The organism is Campylobacter coli LMG 9860, from assembly GCF_000254135.1.
GTDB classification, from domain to species: domain Bacteria; phylum Campylobacterota; class Campylobacteria; order Campylobacterales; family Campylobacteraceae; genus Campylobacter_D; species Campylobacter_D coli.
In genome coordinates this window covers 42,911-61,321 of sequence record NZ_AINS01000041.1, presented here as the reverse complement: position 1 = coordinate 61,321, position 18,411 = coordinate 42,911, and the positions used below count along the sequence as shown (strand labels likewise).

Genomic DNA, 18,411 nt, shown 5'->3' with positions numbered 1-18,411 from the left:
GAGTTTTTATTTCACTTGCTTTTTTTCTTTAAAAGCACATGCACTTAAAAAGATTAGGGTAAATAAAGTAAAAAATAATTGCTATGGTAATTTTCATTGGTAATCTTTTAAATTTAAATCAGCCATACAAAGCCCCTCCCTTAAACCCTCATCAATCACTATAAGTTTTTCTCTTTCAAAAATACTAAAAAGCAAAAAACATCCCGCAACTAAATAATTTTTTCGCGTATTTCCTACCCAAAAACTTGCCTTTTTTTCATCCATATACCAAAGTTTTTGCCCAAAAGTTAAAAAATCATTGATATTTAATCTTGCACCATTGATTTTCTTTGCCTCGTATTTTTCATAATTTAAGCCTTTTTTTAAAGCCGCTAAAGCCGTAGGGACACCTGAATTTAAAACGATATTTTTCATCTTGCTTTGTTTTAATGCTTTTTTTAAACCATTGCTTTGCCCAAAGGCCTCAAAAGCCATGGTTTTTAAAAAATTATCGTGAATTAAAAAATGAATTTTTAGCTTTTTATCTTTAAATCTATAAGGAAAATTAGGATATTTTTGAAGTATTTTTTTAAAAGAAAAAGAATTTGCGATTTTTTTTATCTTGCATTTTTCATAAAAACTGATAATACCAAAATCAAAACTTTGAAAATTATCCCTAAAAGAAAATTCACAAGATGCGCCCCCTAAATCACAATACCCACAATCCAAATTTAAGCCTAAATTTAAAAGCCCCCTTTTCATACCCAAAACGCTAATTTTAGCTTCAATTTTGGCATCTATCACTTTAAAATCAATTTGAAATTCCTGTTTTAAACGAGTAAAAATTTCATTCGTATTGCTTGCTTTTCTAAAAGCTGCAGTTGCGACTGCTCTTGCTTGGCTTAAGTCATATTTTTTAGCTATTTCTTGAAGTGCATTGCGAAGTTTTTCTATGGCTTCATCACTTATCTTTCCAGTTTTATCTAAGTTTTTAGCCGAACCTATGATAAATTCATATTCATCCAATTTTTCAAATTTTTCATTTATAAAAACCGCTCTTAAAGTATTTGAGCCAAGATCTATACCTAACATCACTATCCTTATTTAAATTTATAGTATAATAGCAAAAAAGTTCTAAAGGAAAAATATGCTTTTAGGTGTAAATATCGACCACATTGCAGTATTAAGACAAGCTAGAATGGTAAATGATCCTGATCTTTTAGAAGCCGCTTTTATAGCTGCTAAATTTGGAGATCAAATCACTTTGCATGTAAGAGAAGATCGTCGTCATGCTCAAGATTTTGATTTAGAAAATATCATACGCTTTTGCAAAAGTCCTATCAATTTAGAATGTGCTTTAAATGATGAAATTCTAAACTTAGCACTTAAATTAAAACCTCATCGTATCACCCTAGTGCCTGAAAAAAGAGAAGAGCTTACCACAGAAGGGGGGCTAAATTTAAATCATAATAAAATCAAAGAAAGTATAGAAAAACTTCAAAATGCGCAAATCGAGGTTTCACTTTTTATCAATCCTAGCTTAGAAGATATACAAAAATCATATGAATTAAAAGCTGATTTTATAGAACTTCACACAGGACATTATGCAAATTTGCATAACGCACTTTTTAGCAATATCTCTCATACAGCCTTTGCTTTAAAAGAATTTGATTTAAGCAAAAAAACATTACAAAGTAAATTTGAAGAGGAGTTAAACAATATAGAAATTTGTGCTAAAAAAGGAGTGGAGCTTGGATTAAAAGTCGCTGCTGGGCATGGGCTAAATTATAAAAATGTAAGCCAAATAGCAAATATCAAAGAAATTTGCGAACTTAATATCGGCCAAAGTATTGTAGCAAGATCGGTTTTTGTAGGACTACAAAATGCGATTTTAGAAATGAAAGCACTGCTTTAAAGATGAAAAAATTAGCCATTAGCATAGGCGATATCAATGGCATAGGGCTTGAAATTCTAGCACACTCACATGAAAAATTAAGCCAAATTTGCACTCCTTATTATTTTATCCATGAAAGCTTGCTTCAAAAAGCTTTAAAACTTTTAAATTTAGAGCTTTTAAATGCAAAAATCGTAGCTTTTAAAGGTGCTAAAAATTATGAATTTACACTGCTTAAAAAGCATAATTCTCTTGAAATTTATTCTTTTGGCTTGCCTTTAAATTTAAAAGTGGATGAAAACTTTGACATTAAAGCAGGAGAAATAGATGCAAAAAGTGGCCTATATAGTTTCTTAAGCTTTAAGGCGGCAAGCTATTTTGTTTATAAAAACCACGCACACGCCCTACTTACTCTACCTATACATAAAAAAGCTTGGGAGGATGCGGGGCTTAAATTTAAAGGACATACTGATGCACTAAGATTCTTTTTTAAAAAAAATGCCATCATGATGCTAGGATGTAAGGAACTTTTTGTAGGACTTTTTAGCGAGCACATACCCTTAGCAAAAGTAAGCAAAAAAATCACTTTTCAAAATTTAAGTATTTTTTTAAAAGACTTTTATCAAGAAACTCGCTTTAAAAAAATCGGACTTTTAGGTTTTAACCCACATGCAGGAGATTATGGGGTGATAGGAGGCAAAGAAGAAGAGCTTATGCAAAAGGCTATCGCTTTTGTTAATGCTTTTTTAAATTCTAAAAAAGATGAAAAATTCTTTAAAAAAGCTCTAAAAGATGAAAAATTACAAAAAGAATTGCTTTTAAATTTTAATACAAAAGGTGTTTATTTGCCCTACCCTTTAGTCGCAGATACAGCTTTTACAAAATCAAATTTAAAAGCATGCAATCGCTTAATAGCCATGTATCACGATCTTGGCTTAGCACCCCTAAAGGCTTTGTATTTTGAAAAAAGTATCAATGTGAGTTTAAATTTGCCCATTATACGCGTAAGTGTTGATCATGGCACCGCCTTTGATAAGGCCTATAAAAATGCCAAAATCAGTACTAAAAGCTATTTTGAAGCAGCTAAATTTGCTTTAGAATTGCCTTCTAAAGCTTCAATCTAGCATTATCATCGATCAAGCCCTCTTGGGCTAGATTGTCTATAAAAATTTCCAAATCTATAGGATCTTGAATGCTCATTTGGATTAAATTTTCATATCTATCTGCTTGATTATTAAAAATTTGCTTTAATCTTTCTTTGCTTTGAGTATCTTTTTTAGCTTTTTGCATAAGCTCTAAAAATACTTTAGCATAAGTTTTTTCTATACAATCAGTCTTGTAAACAAAAGGCGATTGAGGATCTTGATCTGCTTGCAAAAGATCGTTTGATATAACTTTGGCACAATTTTTTCTTTCTCTAAACATTTTTTTCACAACCAATTTAAAATCTTCTTTTATATTTTCATTTGCATTTTTTAAAAGCTCTTGATATAAACTTATAAAGATATTATCCATCAAAGCAAGTTTTTTATTTTCAAATTCATTAATAGCGCCTATTTTATTGCATATGATTAACTCATCATCATTTTTGCCATTATTTTTAACCTTAGAACAATCAAAACTCGCTCTAACTTCATTTTTATATATAAGCTCATCAAAACTCAAGCCCCATAAGCTAAGAAAACTTAAAATTGTTAGTAAAATTATCTTCATTGCCTCTCCTTATTTTTTGTTTTATTGTAATAAAAATATTTTTAATTTTTTTAAAAAAATCAAAATACAAATTTTTAACCATCACAATACAGATTTATTTCAAACAAATTAACAAAACTGTGAAAACTCCTTTTACTTTTTGATAAATGATCAAAAATTTTCTAAAAAATTATCCAAAATTTCTAAATTGGAATAAAAATTGCTTATCTAATTTAAAATCAAAAAAACAAAAGGAGGAGAAAATGGTGGTAAAAGATATCCGAACAACTTCAAGCTCTATGTTTAGTGCTACAACCAAGGTTAAGGAAAAAAGCACTTCAGCAGATGAATTTCAAGCTACTCTAAATGAAGTTAAAAACAAAGAAGAAAAAGAAGACAAAAAGACAAGTTCAAGTGAATTTACTAATGAAGATCTTGATCTTAGTGCTGTTAAAGAAGATTTTAAATCTTATGCTTGGCAAAAAATGAGAGAAGATCAATACAAAAAAAATGAAGAAGATTTACTCAATAAACTTTTTGCAACCATTGATGCGGGAAATACTGCTAAAATATAAATTTAAAATTTCATTGCGAGAATTTTTCAATTCTCGTATAAATTTATAAAACACCAAAATAAGACAATCACAAATCTTTCATACAACAAAACACATTTATTTTTATTAATTTCTGTTATAATTTTATGAAAAAAACAAAGGAAAATTATGATTTTTATCGACGCTTGCTTTAAAAAACCTACACCCTATACACCCGTTTGGATGATGCGTCAAGCAGGAAGATATTTGCCTGAATATATGAAAGTTAGACAAGAAGCGGGAGATTTTTTATCCTTATGTAAAGACTACAAAAGAGCTTCGGAGGTTTCTTTGCAACCTGTTGATATTTTAGGAGTTGATGCGGCGATTATCTTTTCAGACATTTTAGTAGTCCCTCTTGAAATGGGAATGAATTTACGCTTTGAAAAAGGCGAAGGACCGGTATTTCAAACACCTATTTCAACCTTAGAAGACCTTAACAAGCTAGATGATCAAAATGCTTATAAAAAACTAAACTATGTTTATGATGCTTTAAAACTAGCACGCGAAAAATTACCGCTTGATAAAGCTTTGATAGGATTTTGTGGCGGTCCTTGGACTATAGCAACTTATATGATAGAAGGAAGCGGAAGTAAAAATTATGCAAAATGTAAAAAAATGCTTTATCAAAATCCAGAACTTTTGCATGAAATTTTAAATAAACTCACTCAAGTTTTAAAATCTTACTTAGAAGAACAAATCAAAGCAGGTGCAAATGCGGTGCAAATTTTTGATAGCTGGGCGAGTGCTTTAGAATGTGATAAATTCTTTGATTTTTCATTTAAGTATATGCTTGAAATTTCTGATTTTATTAAAAACAAATACCCTCACATACCTGTAATTTTATTTCCTAAAGGCATTAGTGGCTATTTGGATAAAATCGATGGAAATTTTGATGTTTTTGGAGTTGATTGGAGTACTCCTCTTGATTTAGCACGCGATAAATTATCCCACCAATACACCCTACAAGGCAATATGGAACCTTGCAGACTTTATGATAAAAAAGCTATCAAACAAGGCGTAGAAAATATTCTTGAAATTATGCAAAATAAAGCTCATATTTTCAATCTAGGTCATGGAATCTTGCCTGACATTCCTGTTGAAAATGCAAAATACTTTATCCAGCTTGTGCAAGAAAGTTCAGCCAAATGAAAATTCTCTTTGGCCCCATCAATTCAAGACGTTTTGGAAGATCTTTAGGTATTGATCTAAGCCCTAGCAAGAAACAATGCAATTTTGATTGCGTATATTGCGAACTTGAGGCTCAAAAACCTCAAGAAAAACAAGATGAGATTGTAAGCGTAGAAGAAATCATTTTAGAAGTTCAAGGCGCTCTTGAAAAAAATGTCCCATTTGACTTTCTTACCTTAACAGCCAATGGGGAACCAAGCCTTTATCCTCATTTAGATGAATTGATCTCATCCTTACGCAAGATTGCTAAAGATAAAAAATTGCTCATTTTAAGCAATGGCACCGTGGTTTTAGATCAAGACAAATTCAATACCTTATTAAAGTTAGATGTGGTTAAATTTAGCCTAGATAGTGCTATTTCTAAAACCTTTTACCGTATTGATAGGGCTTTAAAAAATATTAACTTAGAAAAAATGATAGAAAAAATGGCAGAATTTAAAACCCAATTTAAAGGTGATCTTGTAATGGAGATCCTTGTCGTAAAAGATCTTAATGACAATGAAGAAGAATTTATCGCTTTAAATCAAGCTTTAGCTAAAATAGCGCCCTTAAGAGTTGATTTAAGCACCATTGATAGACCCCCAGCTTATGCGGTTAAAAAAATAAGCGAAGAAAGACTTTTGGAACTTTCCAAACTCATAACTTCCACTCCCGTGCTTTTGCCCAAAAGACACTATGAGGGTGAAAAGTTAAATTTTAATGAAGAAGAATTGCTAAAAATGCTTCATCTACGCTCACAAAGTGAGATAGATATAGAAAATAAATTAGATAAAACTTCTCAACTTCTTTTAGACAAGCTTATAAAAGAAGAAAAAATAAAGATTCTTAATCTAGCAGGAGTTAAATTCTATAAAGCCTAATTTTTAGGCAAATATTTTCTAATCAAAGCTATAAGATCATTTCTGCTGATATCATTTAAAACCTCGCTTACGCAATCAAAATCCCTCACCCTCTCCCTAGAAAAGAATATAATATGACTTTGAGGGTGTTGCTTTTTATAAGCGCTAAGAATAGAACGCATCTGCTCAAGATCAAATTTAATCAATTCATAATCAAGCAATATCAAACGATAAGCTTCTTTTTTTAATTCTTTTTTCAATTCACTAAAAGAATTCACGCGCATATTTTGGGAGCATTGTTTTTCTATGATATTAAAAAACAAAGTTGCATCAAACTCATTTTGTTTAAAAAGCAAAACATTATTTTGATAAGGAGTTTGAAATTTTAAAGCACAAATTTTATCAAGTTTTCTTTGCAAAATATTTTCAAGCTCTTTTTTTTCAAAAGGTAGGCTTAAAAAATACTCATAATATAAGTTTTTACTACGCCCAAACACGATAAAATCATCAGCTTTCTTAGAACTTTGCTCTAAAATTTTATCCTTAATGAAAACCACATGAAAATCATTGATATCAAAACTCAAACTCTTAAAAATAGTATTTTCTATACCAAAATAAGACAACAAATTTGCTAGCAAAAATGCTTCAAGCCCATCATCACTTACTATCGCAGCACTTGCTTCAAATTGCAAAACATTGCCCTGTGCCACCCCTATGCTTTTATGGTATTCTAAAGCTTGATTAAGTCCAAGTCTAATTTGTTCTTTTTGATGTTTTAATGCATTTAAAACAAGTGATTTGATTTCCTTGCTTGCTTCTTCTTCATCTAAACATCTTACAACGCCCTCAATATTGCCAATTTGATACAAACTATCCTCTAGCAATTTTGCATAAGTTTCTTTTTCATGAGAAATCTTAAATAAATCTTGATTTAGATGTGCTATTTTTTCCCGAATCAAATCCAAACTCGTTTCGATATCTATCTCTTCAGCATGTATAAATTCATTTTTAATTAATAAAATTTTTTGATCTTTCCTAGCCAAAGCTCGTTTTTTTCGAAAAAGGAAAAATATTAAAGTTAAAGACAAAATAAAAATACTAGCAAAAAAAGTAAGTTTAATTTGCTCAAGGCTTTCATGAATTCTTGTAAAATCTATACTTAAAAAAGCCAAAATAATATTAAAAATAAAAATAATCCAAACCAATAACAAATCAATCTTCCTTTATTTTTTGTGCTGATTTTTTTCCTACTAATTGGCACAATTCTTCAAAATTTGCCTCATAAATAGCTTCAAAACTTCCATAATACGCCAAAAGTTTTTGTATAACTCCCGCACTAAGTCCTGATTTTACAAGCTTAGAGCTTGATAAATCTTGTTTTTTCTTAGTGTTTTGATGAAAACTTATGGCAAAACGATGTGCTTCATCTCTTAATTTCTGTAAGAATTGTAATTTTTTATCGTTAATGCTTAGACTAAATTCTCCTTTTAAGGAATGAATTTTATCCTTAGCACCCCCTTTAGCTCTATGTGCTTTTGCATCGATTTTTTCTTTTGAAATAGCTAAAATATCGACATTTGCCCCACTACTTACAATGATTTCTTTAGCCAAATCAAGCAAAGCCTTTCCCCCATCTATAAGCCATAAATCAGGAGGAGGTATTTTATCAAAGTCCAAAGCCCTACGCGTTAAAACTTCACGCATTTGATCATAGTCATTTTTATGTTTTAAATGAAATTTTCTATATTTTGACTTATCCCAAGAATTTATTCTATAAGTTACCATAGCTCCAACATTTGCCACGCCTTGCAAATGAGAATTGTCAAAAATTTCTATATCATTTGGTAAATTTTCAAGCTCAAAATAAAACTTTAATTCTTTTTGTATAGTAAAATCATGATTTTTTTGCTCTTTTTCTATATTTAAAAGGGCATTTTGAAAAGCCAAATCACAAATTCTTCTTTTTTCTCCTATTTTAGGGATTTTAATACTGATTTTTTTATCAAACCTTTGGCTTAAAATTTCTTCTAAAAGCACTCTATCTTCAAATTCTTCATAAACATAAATAACATTTGCAAGCAAAGGAATATCCATGCTAAAATTTTCTAAAATCAGTTGCTTATAAATTTCATTTTGATCCCATTGTATATCATTTTTTATAGGAGTAATCTTAGAATTTGCACTGATAATTTTTCCATTTTGCACCACAAAACGCAAGGTTGAAAGCACGGAATTTTTAAAAGCTAAAGCAAATACTTCAAAATCTTCTAATTTCGCAATATCTATTTCAACCTTAACTTCCAAATCTTTAATCATTGCAATCTGATCTCTTACTTTAGCTGCTTCTTCGTAATTTTCATTTTGTGCTAAAACAAGCATTTGTTTTTCTAAGTTTTTAAGCAAAACACTAGGATTTAAAAGTGCGTGTATAGCCTCATCTAAAATTTCAAGGTATTTTTCTTTGCTGATGAGTTTATCACAAGGCGCAAGACAACGAGAAATTTGATAAAAAATACAAGGGGATTTACAACTTGCTTTTTGCTTTAAAGGATAGTATAAATAAAGCACATCTAAAAGCTCTCTAGCGCCTTTAAAAAAAGGGCCAAAATATTTAATTTTGCTTTTTTTTACTAATTTTCTAGTGATCTCAAAGCGTGGAAATTCTTCTTCAAAATCCACATAAATATAAGGATAAGTTTTATCATCTCTTAGCAAAATATTATATTTTGGATGCAGTTGTTTGATAAAAGAATTTTCTAAAATCAAAGCATCAGCCTCTGAATTAGTAGCAATAAATTCCAAATGCACTGTTTCTTCAATCATTTTTTGAATTCTTAAAGAATTTCTTGGATTTGCATGTAAATTTGGAGTAAAAGCAAAATAAGATCTAACACGATTTTTAAGATTTTTAGCCTTGCCTACATATAAAAGCTTTCCTTCTTGATTGAAGTATTGATAAACGCCAGTACTATTAGGAAGAGTTTTTAACTCATTTTCTAAATTCTCTTTAATCAAGATTAGAACCTTTTTTTATAAGCTCTCTTAAATCTTCAAATTTCTTAAATAATTTTTCATCTTCAAAGCAATTTTTAAATTCACCCTTAGAAAGTTCCAAATAAGAATTTTTAGAGAGTTTTTCATCATTTTTGTTTTTATTTGCCGCATAAGTGTATTTTTGAGAAAAGATTTTTATATCTTTTATATCAACAAATCCACTTAAAGGATATTTCTGTCCATATGCTTTTATGAGAAATTTAATATAAATTTTGCTATCATCATGATTTAATTCTTGATAAGCTGCTGGATGTAAGGTTATTATATTTAAAATATGATTTTTTACATAAATTTTAGCAATCAAACGTTGCTTAGCAAGCGGAAAAGAACTTAAAAAATCTTTGCAAAAAAATAAGGTTTTTAAGGGTCGATAATGAGACTTACTCATCAAGTCATTAAGAATGGCGCTAGTATTTTTAATTATCTTTGGACTTTGAAATTTTTCCATAAGATGATTTTAGCATTTTTTTTCTTAATTTTTTTGTGTGCATGTGGCTATAAGGGCAACCCACAATACACTAGCTACGAACAAAATGGTTCAATAAAAAGCATTAAAAAATACGAACAATTAAATAGGTGGTAGAATGAAAAAAGCAGATATTTTAGTTTTAGATTTTGGATCGCAATATACTCAGCTTATAGCAAGAAGATTGAGAGAGCAAGGCGTTTATGCTGAGATTTTGCCTTTTAATGTAAGTTTAGCAGATATCAAAGCGAAAGAACCTAAGGGTATTATTTTAAGTGGTGGCCCTGCAAGTGTTTATGCAACAGATGCGTACTTTTGTGATAAAGAGGTTTTTAATCTAGGCTTACCCATACTTGGAATTTGTTATGGTATGCAACTCATGGCTCATCATTATAAAGCCAATGTTGCTCCAGCAGGACACAAAGAATACGGCAAAGCAAGTATAGAAATTCAAAAAGATAGCGATTTGTTTAAAAATCTACCTAAAAAACAAATCGTTTGGATGAGTCATTCTGATAAGGTTGAAAATTTACCACAAGGTTTTGAAGTTTTAGCCACAAGTGAAAATAGCCCTTTTTGTGTTTTTGGAAACGAAGATAAGAAATTCTTTGCTCTACAATTTCACCCAGAAGTACAACACAGCGAATTTGGCAAAAATATCTTAAAAAATTTTGCTAAATATGCTTGCAATTGTGAAAGTATTTGGAATATGGGTTCTTTTGCAAAAACTCAAGCAGAAAAAATCCGCGAAGAAGTAGGCAATGATAAAGTGCTTTGTGCTGTAAGTGGCGGAGTAGATAGTAGCGTAGTTGCTGCACTTTTAGCTAGTGCTATAAAAGAGCAAGTTATAGTAGTTTTTGTAGATAATGGACTTTTAAGAAGTGGAGAAAAAGAACAAGTTGAATTTATGTTTAAAAACACTTTAGGCATCGATCTCATCAGCATTGATGCAAGTGAAATTTTCTTAAGTCGCTTAGCTAATGTCACAGATCCTGAACAAAAAAGAAAAATCATAGGAAATACCTTTATAGAAGTTTTTGAAGAAGAAGCAAAAAAACATAAAGATGTAAAATATCTTGCCCAAGGCACACTTTATACTGATATCATAGAAAGTTCTGTTGTAGGTGCAAGCAAAACCATTAAAAGCCATCATAATGTAGGGGGCTTACCTGAAAAAATGAATCTTAAACTCATAGAACCTTTAAAAGAAATTTTTAAAGATGAAGTGCGTGCTTTAGGTATCGAGCTTGGATTAAGCAAAGAAATAGTTTATCGCCATCCTTTCCCAGGCCCTGGTCTTGCTATACGCATCATGGGAGAAGTCAATCGCCCAAGTCTTGAATTACTACGCAAAGCAGATGTAATCTTACTTGAAGAACTAAGAAGCACGGGTTGGTATGATAAAACTTGGCAAGCTTTTTGTGTATTGTTAAATGTAAAAAGCGTTGGTGTTATGGGAGATAACCGAACTTATGATAATACCATTTGTGTTCGTGTTGTTGATGCAAGTGATGGAATGACAGCGACTTTTTCACACATACCTTATGAAATTTTAGAAAATATCTCGCGTCGTATTATCAATGAGGTTGAAGGTATTAACCGCGTAGTTTATGATATCTCAAGTAAACCACCTGCAACTATAGAATGGGAATAAATTAAAAAATCTGAAAACCTGATAATAATATACAGGTTTTCAAGAATTTAAAACCCTCATTAACAAATTTTTAATACATAAAAAACTAGCATATAAAGTTATAGAAAAAGCTTATATTAAATGTATTAATTTTATTATAAAAATCAAAGAGTGTTAAAATTTTTAGGAATATGGATGGAAAATAGCATAAAAGATTCATACAATAAAATTTGTAAAAAGTGGAGTGAATTTCGCAAAAATACCTCAATCAATCAATGCATTGTCGACTTCGCAAATAATTTAAGTCCAAATTCAAGAGTGCTAGATATTGGTTGTGGAACTGGATATCCTATCGCTTTATATTTATCAAAACAAGGATTTCAAGTTACAGGGATAGATATTTCAGAAGAAATGATAAAACAAGCACAAAAACTTAACTTACATAATGCCACTTTTTTAGTAGAGGATATTTTAAATTTCAAAACAGATAAAAAATATGATGCAATCATCGCATTTGATTCTATTTGGCACATTAGGTATGATAAACAAGAATGTATTTATCAAATCATTTCTTCTTTGTTGACATCTGGTGGATTGTTTTTATTTACTCATGGAAAAAATGATGGCGAAATTATAAGCACAATGTGGAAAGAATCATTTTATCATAGTGCTTTAGATTTAGAAAAAGTACATAAATTATTAAAGCAAAACGGATTTGATATCTTATCTTCCATAGAAGATTATATAGAAGAAACTACGGATGATCGAGAATTGCTCATTATTGCTAAAAAGAAAGAATTATAATATAGCTTTATTTAAAATTATCAAGCTTTAATCCAAAAATTTTACAATGCGTGCTTATTTTTAGGACAATCCGTGTAATAAAGCATTAAGTTGTGTTTTATCAAAAAAATGGGGATAAAAATTTACTTCTTACAATAATACACCACAGCGGGTGGGAAATTTTACCAAACAACTTTTGGAATTCTCACCTCTGCAAAAAGAGAAAATATCTTTTGACGAAATTTTAAACTTGAATAAGTAGGTAGCACATAAGCAAAGGTGCTAAAATATCCGTTAGGTTTTAAACTTTTATGGATGATTTTTAAAAGCTTTTCTTGCTCGTGATCCCTAAGCAAACTCCACGGAATTCCACTTATAATCACATCTGCATAGGTGATATTTCTTTGCCTTAAAAAATAAGGTAAATTTTCAGCACTCCCTATTTCTATATCCAAATTTACAATTTTTCTTTTAAGCTTATCTGCCATATTTTTATTGATTTCTATAGCAAAAAATTGTGCTTTTTTATTTTTATATTTTAAAATATTTTCAGTAAAAACACCTGTGCCAGGTCCAATCTCTACGATATAGTTTGCTTGACGCAAATTAATATTTTGAGTCATAACAAAACCTAGCTTTTGAGAGCTAGAACAAAAAGCACCGATTTGTTTTGGATTTTTAAGATATTCATAAAAAAACATTCAATTTTTCCTATGGTAAAAAAATATAACTAAAAAAATTTTAAAATCAAACATGTAATTTTATTCTTTTGCTTATAAAATTTTTATAAAAATAAAGCTAAAATTATCTTTTAAAAACTTTCAAGGATGAAATATGCATGGAAAAATAGCTATATATATGGATTCCACAGGGCGTGGAACTGTAACGAATTCAGCAAATACTTTTTTTGACTTTAGTCGTCAAATTTGGAATGATAAAAAAAGTATGCCAAGTGTTGGGATGCTTGTTGAATTTCGCACGCTCTCTAGTGATAAAAAGTCTGAAAACGGCGCTCCTGTGCCTGTAAGCAAAACTATCACAGGGATAAAACCTTCCAAATTTCAAGAATTTAAAGAGGGTGATTTTATCACTGAACATGATTTTTGGAAAACCGATAGTGATGATGAGCTTGAAGATTTACAAAATTCTCGCAGAAGTGCGTATATTACAGAACTTTATAGAAGCATTGATTTTGATTCTATAGAAAAAATTCCCTTATCTTTTACTATTCCTCAAGCCATACAAAAATATTTTGCCCATGAAATTTTATCTGTTGAAGCCTTGCAAGCCAATTTACAAGATGAAAAAGATATTCCTTGTATTTTGGACTATCTCATTCTTAAGAGATTTTTATTTAAAGCTTATGATACTTTAATTTTTATGGATAATAGTATAGATCAAACCCAATTTAGCGCCCTAAAAAGCATTATGATGCACTTAGAAAATTCTTACAAACAAATGATAGCAGATAAAAAACCCAATATCACTAAAATATTTAATGAAACTTTCTTATCTTTACAATGCCATTACCAAGCTTTAATAGCCACTATAGATACAAGAAAAAACCGCCTTGCTTCACTTGAAGCACAAATGAAAGCTTTACAATCTGAAATTCAACTTAAAAGCAATGCGGCCAATGCAGATCCTGAAAAACTCAAAGCAAGACAAGAAAAATTAGCAAAACTTCAAAAAGAAGCGGAGTATTATAGAACAACCCTTAAAAGACTGGGTGCTATACAAGAGGATTTTTATAAGAAAAATTATAATATTTTTGAAAATGCTTTCAAGCTTTCACGCGAAAAACTCTTTAAAAAAATAATTACAGGTCTTAATTTATGTGCTACGATAATGGATGTTAAAATTTGGCACCTGTCCTTAAAATCATCAGGGGTTAAAAATTCATATTTTACAATGAGCAATATAGAAAATTCCTTTTGTTCTCTTTCATTTGCAGAGCATTATCTAAGTCGCTTAAACAAAGCAGCGCTTAATCCTTTTGATCAAAAACTTTTAGTTTATATCCAAAAAATTACCAAAGAACAAAGAAAAAAATTTTTAGTCGTGACTTCGGATTTGGATTTGCTTTGTAAATTAAAAATAGAAACCTTTGCGCAAAATCCTTATTTCATAGTAAAGTACGCCCCTAAAAAAGTCAATTATCAGTCTTTAATGCGTGATAATAGTTTTGATATAGTGTTTATCGATGAAAAACATATATGGGAAAGTGTAGCAGATATTATTTTAGAAGGAAAACATTTTGATAAAATAGGAAAAACCAAATTTAAACTGATTTAAACATAGAATTTTAAGCTAAATAAGGCTATAATTTGCTTGCCTAAACAGTTCGTGATATTTAAAGTGATCCAACATATTTTTATTAACTGTGATTGTGCGATTTACCGTGTTCTGTGGCATCGTTTGAGTTTCGAAAGAAGCGAGAAGTTACAGCCTTTAAAAATCGCCTAACGGTTTTCTTTGACTTTTTGGGGTCAATCTTTATTAAGCGGCTGTTTGGGTTTTATACAAGGAGAATAAATGAAAATAATGATTTTGGGTAGCGGTGCTCGTGAATATTCTATCGCTTTAGCGCTAAAGCGTGTGGATGAAAATTTAGAATTTTACTTTGCCCCTGGTAATGGTGCTACCGAAAGTCTTGGAACCAATCTCAATTTTAAAGATCCTGTAGTTTTAGCCACTTATGCAAAAGAAAAAGAATTTGATCTATGCATAGTGGGTAGTGAAAGTTTTTTAGCTGAAGGCGTTGTAGATATTTTTAAACAACACAATATTCCTATTTTTGGACCTACAAAAGCTGCAGCTATGCTTGAAACTTCTAAATCTTTCATGAAAAGCTTTTTAAAAAAATATCGTATTAAAACAGCAAAATTTTTAAACACAAATGATATAGAAAAAGCAAAAAACTTTATATTAAGCTTAACTCCTCCTATAGTCGTTAAAGCTGATGGGCTTTGTGCTGGCAAAGGAGTAATTATCGCAAAAACTCACGAAGAAGCCATAGAAGAGGCTTCTAAAATGCTAAGTGGAGAAAGCTTTGGAGAAGCGGGTAAACTTATCGTTGTGGAAGAATTTTTAGATGGCTTTGAGCTTAGTATTTTTGCGGTATGTGATGGCAATGACTTTGTGCTTTTACCTGCTGCACAAGATCATAAAAAACTTTTAGATGGGGATAAAGGACCAAATACGGGTGGTATGGGAGCTTATGCTCCGAGTTCTTTAGCTAATGAAAGCTTGCTTAGAAAAATACAAAAAGATATTATTATCCCAACTCTTGCAGGTATGAAAAAAGAAGGCAGTGAATTTTGCGGGGTATTGTTTATAGGTATTATGGTTGTAGGCAATAAGCCTTATGTCTTGGAATTTAATGTGCGCTTTGGTGATCCTGAATGTGAAGTTTTAATGCCTTTGATTGAAAATCCTTTAGAACTTATTTTAGCCACTACACAAAAGCGTTTAAGACACACCAAGATAAAAATTAAAAAAGATTATGCAGTGGGCGTAGTATGCGCGAGTGAAAACTATCCTTACAAAAGCTCTCCAAAAAGTGAAATTTCTATAACAAATATTCCTGAAAATACACATATTTCTTATGCTGGAGTAAGTTTAGAAGATGGTAAACTTATGGCAGATGGTGGGCGTGTATTGGTTTGCGTTGGTACAGGCTCAAGCATAGAAGAGGCACAGAAAAAAGCTTACGAGCTTTGTGAAAATGTTCATTTTAAAGGCAAGCAATTTAGAAAAGATATCGCTCATCAGGTTATTCAATGAAAGAAGATTTGCTTACGCGTCTTGAGCGAGAAAATCTTACCATTGCTAGTTTCAATAAAAGGATATTGGCATATTTTATCGATAATCTTGTACTTTCGCTGATTGTATTTGTTATTTTTTATGATAAATTACTTAATGCTAAGGATTTATTTGATACAGCTCAAATTTTGGGCGATTTTTACTTAGGATTTTTATTGCTTCATATTACTTACCAAACAATTTTTACTTATTTATATGGGGCAAGTTTAGGAAAAATGGTATGCAAAATCATTATTTTAGATGAAGACTTATTAGACAAACCCAATTTAAACCAAAGCTGCATACGCTCAATCGTTAGGCAAATAAGCGATATGGCATTTATGTTGGGCTTTGCTTGGGCTTTAAGCAATGATTTACGCAAAACTTGGGAAGATTATCTAGCAAGGACAATAGTAGTTAATGTGGCGTAAAATTTTATTTTTAAGCGCTAGTCTTACTTTACTCAATGCCACTCAAGTTGATATCTATGCACTTGATGCTAAAAAACAAGGGGATATACTCACTGCAAACGATGATGTGATTATTTTTTCAGATTTTTATTTTATCACTGCCAATAAGGCTATTTACAATGAAAAAACCGGAGATTTAGAGCTTTTTGGTGATGTGAATATATTAAGAGGACAAAATGAACGCTCTCATTCAAACTATGCTAAAATCAATTTAAATTCAAATGAAGCTAATTTTAATAATTTTTTCTTTTCTAATAATAATTTAGAAGTATGGTTTCAAAGCAAGACTAGCTATTTAGATGAGAATGTTTTCAAAAGCGAAATTTCAGCTGTTTCAAGTTGTAATGTCGAAGATCCTGATTGGGAAATTCGCTTTTCTAAAGGATGGCTCAATAGGGAAAATAATTTTGTTCATTTATATAATGCAAAATTATATGTTAAAGATTTTCCTATATTTTATTTACCCTATTTTGGTTTTAGTGCAGATACCCACCGCCAAAGCGGACTTTTAATCCCAAAAATAGTCTTAAAAAACAGCGAAGGTTTGTATTATGAACAGCCTATTTATATCGCACCTTATGAAAATTGGGATCTAGAATTAAATCCTCAAATTAGAACCGATCGTGGTTTTGGGCTTTACTCAACCTTAAGATTTATCGACTCTCCTTATTCTATAGGAGAGGTAAATTTAGGAGCTTTTAGAGAAAATTCATCCTATTATCATGATGAAAATTTAAAAAACCAAAGTCATTACGGCGCAGAATTAAAATATGCTAGAAATGATTTAATTAAAACCCTGTTGGGCGATAATTTTCAAGAAGGCTTATGGATAGATGCTACCTATCTTAATGATATAGATTATCTTAATCTTGGCAGCAGGGATTATCGTGATTTAAATTCATTAGTTACTTCAAAAATCAATTATTTTCTAGCGGATGAAAATAATTATTATGGAGCTTATGCAAAGTATTATATCGATACTTCTGCATTAAATAACGATAATACCTTACAAGAATATCCAAGCTTTCAATATCATCGTTTTTTGAATAATTTTTTTGATGAACGCTTGCGTTATTCTTTTGATGCATCTTTTCATAATTTTTATCGCCCTGTAGGCCCTTATGCAAATCAATTGAATTTAAATTTGCCTATTTCTTATCATAATGCTTTTTTTGATGACTTCTTGCATTTTACTTTTACCGAACGCTTTTATGCTTCATTTTTAAACTATAGTCATTATCCTCAAAAAGATCATGAGCATTATTTTAGAAATACGCACGATTTTAATCTTTATACTGATTTATCTAAAGCATATGATAATTTTTTTCATACTCTTAATTTTGGGTTAAAATATGTTCTTCCAGGAGCCAAATCAGGAAGTATTTCAGAAGATTATCTTGAAGAAATTGACAAAGAAGAGGAACATCTTGGCTTTTATACTACTCAATACTTTTACAATAATGAAGGTCAAAAAAAAATCAAACATAGAATTAATATTGATTATTTAAACAAGCAAGGTGAGTTTGATGAGATAAGCAATTTATTAAGCTATTATTATAATAACAATATCAGTTTTAATAGTGAGATTATTTACTCTGATCTTCAAAATCGTTTTACAAATATCATCAGTCAAATGGAGATCAATCCTAACCCTAAATTCAATTGGAGTTTTTCGCATGCTTATCAAAACGATGAGTATGGAAAATATAGTTTTATAGGCACGCGCGCAAATTACCTTGCAAATGCAAATTATCATTTGTTTGGAGGAATTTGGTTTGATACCCAAAGAGCGCATGCTAATATGTGGGAGCTTGGATATACTTTTCAACGCAAATGTTGGAATTATTCTTTAATGTATAGAGAAAGAATTGATCCGCAACTTACAAGTGCGGGAATTACTGCTAAAAATCAAAGCGGTATTTATTTTATTTTTAACTTCTATCCTTTAGGTGGAGTTAAATACGATTTTTCTTTAGCAGAAACGGAGAGTAAAATTTAAAATTAAGGAATGAG

At 30.4% G+C, this 18,411-nt stretch carries 17 protein-coding genes; 11 read left to right on the top strand and 6 right to left on the bottom strand.

What is annotated here, in order from left to right; genetic code table 11:
- Positions 1 to 93: 93 nt before the first annotated feature.
- Positions 94 to 1,071: a Ppx/GppA phosphatase family protein gene (locus CCO88_RS06530; RefSeq protein ID WP_002777475.1), complete on the bottom strand. Its 978-nt coding sequence runs from the start codon at positions 1,069 to 1,071 to the stop codon at positions 94 to 96.
- Between the two features lie 55 nt (positions 1,072 to 1,126).
- On the opposite strand from CCO88_RS06530, the gene CCO88_RS06525 reads away from it, so the two are divergent.
- Positions 1,127 to 1,894 (top strand): pyridoxine 5'-phosphate synthase, encoded by a 768-nt coding sequence (locus CCO88_RS06525; protein ID WP_002777477.1) that lies wholly within the window; start codon positions 1,127 to 1,129, stop codon positions 1,892 to 1,894.
- A gap of 2 nt (positions 1,895 to 1,896) precedes the next feature.
- Positions 1,897 to 2,997, top strand: a complete 1,101-nt coding sequence (gene pdxA, locus CCO88_RS06520) for a 4-hydroxythreonine-4-phosphate dehydrogenase (protein ID WP_002780206.1) — start codon at positions 1,897 to 1,899, stop codon at positions 2,995 to 2,997.
- Here pdxA and CCO88_RS06515 read toward each other — a convergent pair.
- Positions 2,981 to 3,586 carry a lysozyme inhibitor LprI family protein gene (locus tag CCO88_RS06515; protein WP_002783658.1) on the bottom strand — a complete coding sequence of 202 codons (606 nt, stop codon included), beginning with the start codon at positions 3,584 to 3,586 and terminating at the stop codon, positions 2,981 to 2,983. The genes pdxA and CCO88_RS06515 overlap by 17 nt on opposite strands.
- 242 nt (positions 3,587 to 3,828) lie before the next feature.
- On the opposite strand from CCO88_RS06515, the gene ciaC reads away from it, so the two are divergent.
- The 3 genes from ciaC (at position 3,829) to CCO88_RS06500 (ending at position 6,209) form a co-directional block, all read left to right on the top strand.
- The gene (ciaC, locus tag CCO88_RS06510; RefSeq protein ID WP_002783660.1) at positions 3,829 to 4,140 is read left to right on the top strand and encodes an invasion antigen CiaC; all 312 of its coding nucleotides are present in this window, start codon (positions 3,829 to 3,831) and stop codon (positions 4,138 to 4,140) included.
- A gap of 147 nt (positions 4,141 to 4,287) precedes the next feature.
- Positions 4,288 to 5,310 (top strand): uroporphyrinogen decarboxylase, encoded by a 1,023-nt coding sequence (hemE, locus tag CCO88_RS06505; protein ID WP_002839797.1) that lies wholly within the window; start codon positions 4,288 to 4,290, stop codon positions 5,308 to 5,310.
- Positions 5,307 to 6,209, top strand: a complete 903-nt coding sequence (locus CCO88_RS06500) for a radical SAM protein (RefSeq protein ID WP_002777490.1) — start codon at positions 5,307 to 5,309, stop codon at positions 6,207 to 6,209. Before hemE ends, CCO88_RS06500 begins: the two co-directional genes overlap by 4 nt.
- Here the strand turns inward: CCO88_RS06500 and CCO88_RS06495 are convergent.
- Genes CCO88_RS06495 through CCO88_RS06485 form a run of 3 tightly spaced genes read right to left on the bottom strand, consistent with a single transcriptional unit; the run spans position 6,206 to position 9,690 of the window.
- Positions 6,206 to 7,399, bottom strand: coding sequence for a hypothetical protein (locus CCO88_RS06495; RefSeq protein ID WP_002777493.1), 1,194 nt, complete (start codon positions 7,397 to 7,399; stop codon positions 6,206 to 6,208). The genes CCO88_RS06500 and CCO88_RS06495 overlap by 4 nt on opposite strands.
- A 1-nt stretch (position 7,400) precedes the next feature.
- Positions 7,401 to 9,203, bottom strand: coding sequence for an excinuclease ABC subunit UvrC (gene uvrC, locus CCO88_RS06490; RefSeq protein ID WP_002839795.1), 1,803 nt, complete (start codon positions 9,201 to 9,203; stop codon positions 7,401 to 7,403).
- Positions 9,196 to 9,690: a hypothetical protein gene (locus CCO88_RS06485; protein WP_002839793.1), complete on the bottom strand. Its 495-nt coding sequence runs from the start codon at positions 9,688 to 9,690 to the stop codon at positions 9,196 to 9,198. Before CCO88_RS06485 ends, uvrC begins: the two co-directional genes overlap by 8 nt.
- Positions 9,691 to 9,826: 136 nt before the next feature.
- Here CCO88_RS06485 and guaA point away from each other — a divergent pair, with 136 nt between their 5' ends.
- Both guaA and CCO88_RS06475 read left to right on the top strand, forming a co-directional pair.
- Complete coding sequence (gene guaA, locus CCO88_RS06480) at positions 9,827 to 11,362, top strand: glutamine-hydrolyzing GMP synthase (protein ID WP_002839791.1); 1,536 nt, start codon at positions 9,827 to 9,829, stop codon at positions 11,360 to 11,362.
- Positions 11,363 to 11,536: 174 nt separating this feature from the next.
- Positions 11,537 to 12,145 carry a class I SAM-dependent DNA methyltransferase gene (locus tag CCO88_RS06475; RefSeq protein ID WP_002780196.1) on the top strand — a complete coding sequence of 203 codons (609 nt, stop codon included), beginning with the start codon at positions 11,537 to 11,539 and terminating at the stop codon, positions 12,143 to 12,145.
- 161 nt (positions 12,146 to 12,306) lie between these two features.
- Here CCO88_RS06475 and CCO88_RS06470 read toward each other — a convergent pair whose 3' ends face one another.
- Complete coding sequence (locus tag CCO88_RS06470) at positions 12,307 to 12,825, bottom strand: class I SAM-dependent methyltransferase (RefSeq protein ID WP_002780194.1); 519 nt, start codon at positions 12,823 to 12,825, stop codon at positions 12,307 to 12,309.
- A 133-nt stretch (positions 12,826 to 12,958) separates the two neighbouring features.
- Between CCO88_RS06470 and CCO88_RS06465 the strand changes: the two genes are divergently transcribed.
- The 4 genes from CCO88_RS06465 (at position 12,959) to CCO88_RS06450 (ending at position 18,397) form a co-directional block, all read left to right on the top strand.
- Positions 12,959 to 14,419 carry a hypothetical protein gene (locus tag CCO88_RS06465; RefSeq protein ID WP_002780191.1) on the top strand — a complete coding sequence of 487 codons (1,461 nt, stop codon included), beginning with the start codon at positions 12,959 to 12,961 and terminating at the stop codon, positions 14,417 to 14,419.
- 240 nt (positions 14,420 to 14,659) lie between these two features.
- A complete protein-coding gene (gene purD / locus CCO88_RS06460) occupies positions 14,660 to 15,910 on the top strand; it encodes a phosphoribosylamine--glycine ligase (protein ID WP_002777514.1) in 1,251 nt (416 codons plus the stop codon).
- Positions 15,907 to 16,359: an RDD family protein gene (locus CCO88_RS06455; protein ID WP_002777521.1), complete on the top strand. Its 453-nt coding sequence runs from the start codon at positions 15,907 to 15,909 to the stop codon at positions 16,357 to 16,359. Before purD ends, CCO88_RS06455 begins: the two co-directional genes overlap by 4 nt.
- Positions 16,349 to 18,397: an LPS-assembly protein LptD gene (locus tag CCO88_RS06450; RefSeq protein ID WP_002780186.1), complete on the top strand. Its 2,049-nt coding sequence runs from the start codon at positions 16,349 to 16,351 to the stop codon at positions 18,395 to 18,397. The genes CCO88_RS06455 and CCO88_RS06450 overlap by 11 nt, the downstream gene beginning before the upstream one ends.
- The last annotated feature ends 14 nt before the right edge of the window (positions 18,398 to 18,411 follow it).

Bases quoted from the DNA above. Each gene is read 5' to 3' on its own strand.
- CCO88_RS06530 (WP_002777475.1), bottom strand. From the start codon at position 1,071: ATGTTAGGTATAGATCTTGGCTCAAATACTTTAAGAGCGGTTTTTATA.
- CCO88_RS06525 (WP_002777477.1), top strand. From the start codon at position 1,127: ATGCTTTTAGGTGTAAATATCGACCACATTGCAGTATTAAGACAAGCT.
- pdxA (WP_002780206.1), top strand. From the start codon at position 1,897: ATGAAAAAATTAGCCATTAGCATAGGCGATATCAATGGCATAGGGCTT.
- CCO88_RS06515 (WP_002783658.1), bottom strand. From the start codon at position 3,586: ATGAAGATAATTTTACTAACAATTTTAAGTTTTCTTAGCTTATGGGGC.
- ciaC (WP_002783660.1), top strand. From the start codon at position 3,829: ATGGTGGTAAAAGATATCCGAACAACTTCAAGCTCTATGTTTAGTGCT.
- hemE (WP_002839797.1), top strand. From the start codon at position 4,288: ATGATTTTTATCGACGCTTGCTTTAAAAAACCTACACCCTATACACCC.
- CCO88_RS06500 (WP_002777490.1), top strand. From the start codon at position 5,307: ATGAAAATTCTCTTTGGCCCCATCAATTCAAGACGTTTTGGAAGATCT.
- CCO88_RS06485 (WP_002839793.1), bottom strand. From the start codon at position 9,690: ATGGAAAAATTTCAAAGTCCAAAGATAATTAAAAATACTAGCGCCATT.
- guaA (WP_002839791.1), top strand. From the start codon at position 9,827: ATGAAAAAAGCAGATATTTTAGTTTTAGATTTTGGATCGCAATATACT.
- CCO88_RS06475 (WP_002780196.1), top strand. From the start codon at position 11,537: ATGGAAAATAGCATAAAAGATTCATACAATAAAATTTGTAAAAAGTGG.
- CCO88_RS06470 (WP_002780194.1), bottom strand. From the start codon at position 12,825: ATGTTTTTTTATGAATATCTTAAAAATCCAAAACAAATCGGTGCTTTT.
- CCO88_RS06465 (WP_002780191.1), top strand. From the start codon at position 12,959: ATGCATGGAAAAATAGCTATATATATGGATTCCACAGGGCGTGGAACT.
- purD (WP_002777514.1), top strand. From the start codon at position 14,660: ATGAAAATAATGATTTTGGGTAGCGGTGCTCGTGAATATTCTATCGCT.
- CCO88_RS06455 (WP_002777521.1), top strand. From the start codon at position 15,907: ATGAAAGAAGATTTGCTTACGCGTCTTGAGCGAGAAAATCTTACCATT.
- CCO88_RS06450 (WP_002780186.1), top strand. From the start codon at position 16,349: ATGTGGCGTAAAATTTTATTTTTAAGCGCTAGTCTTACTTTACTCAAT.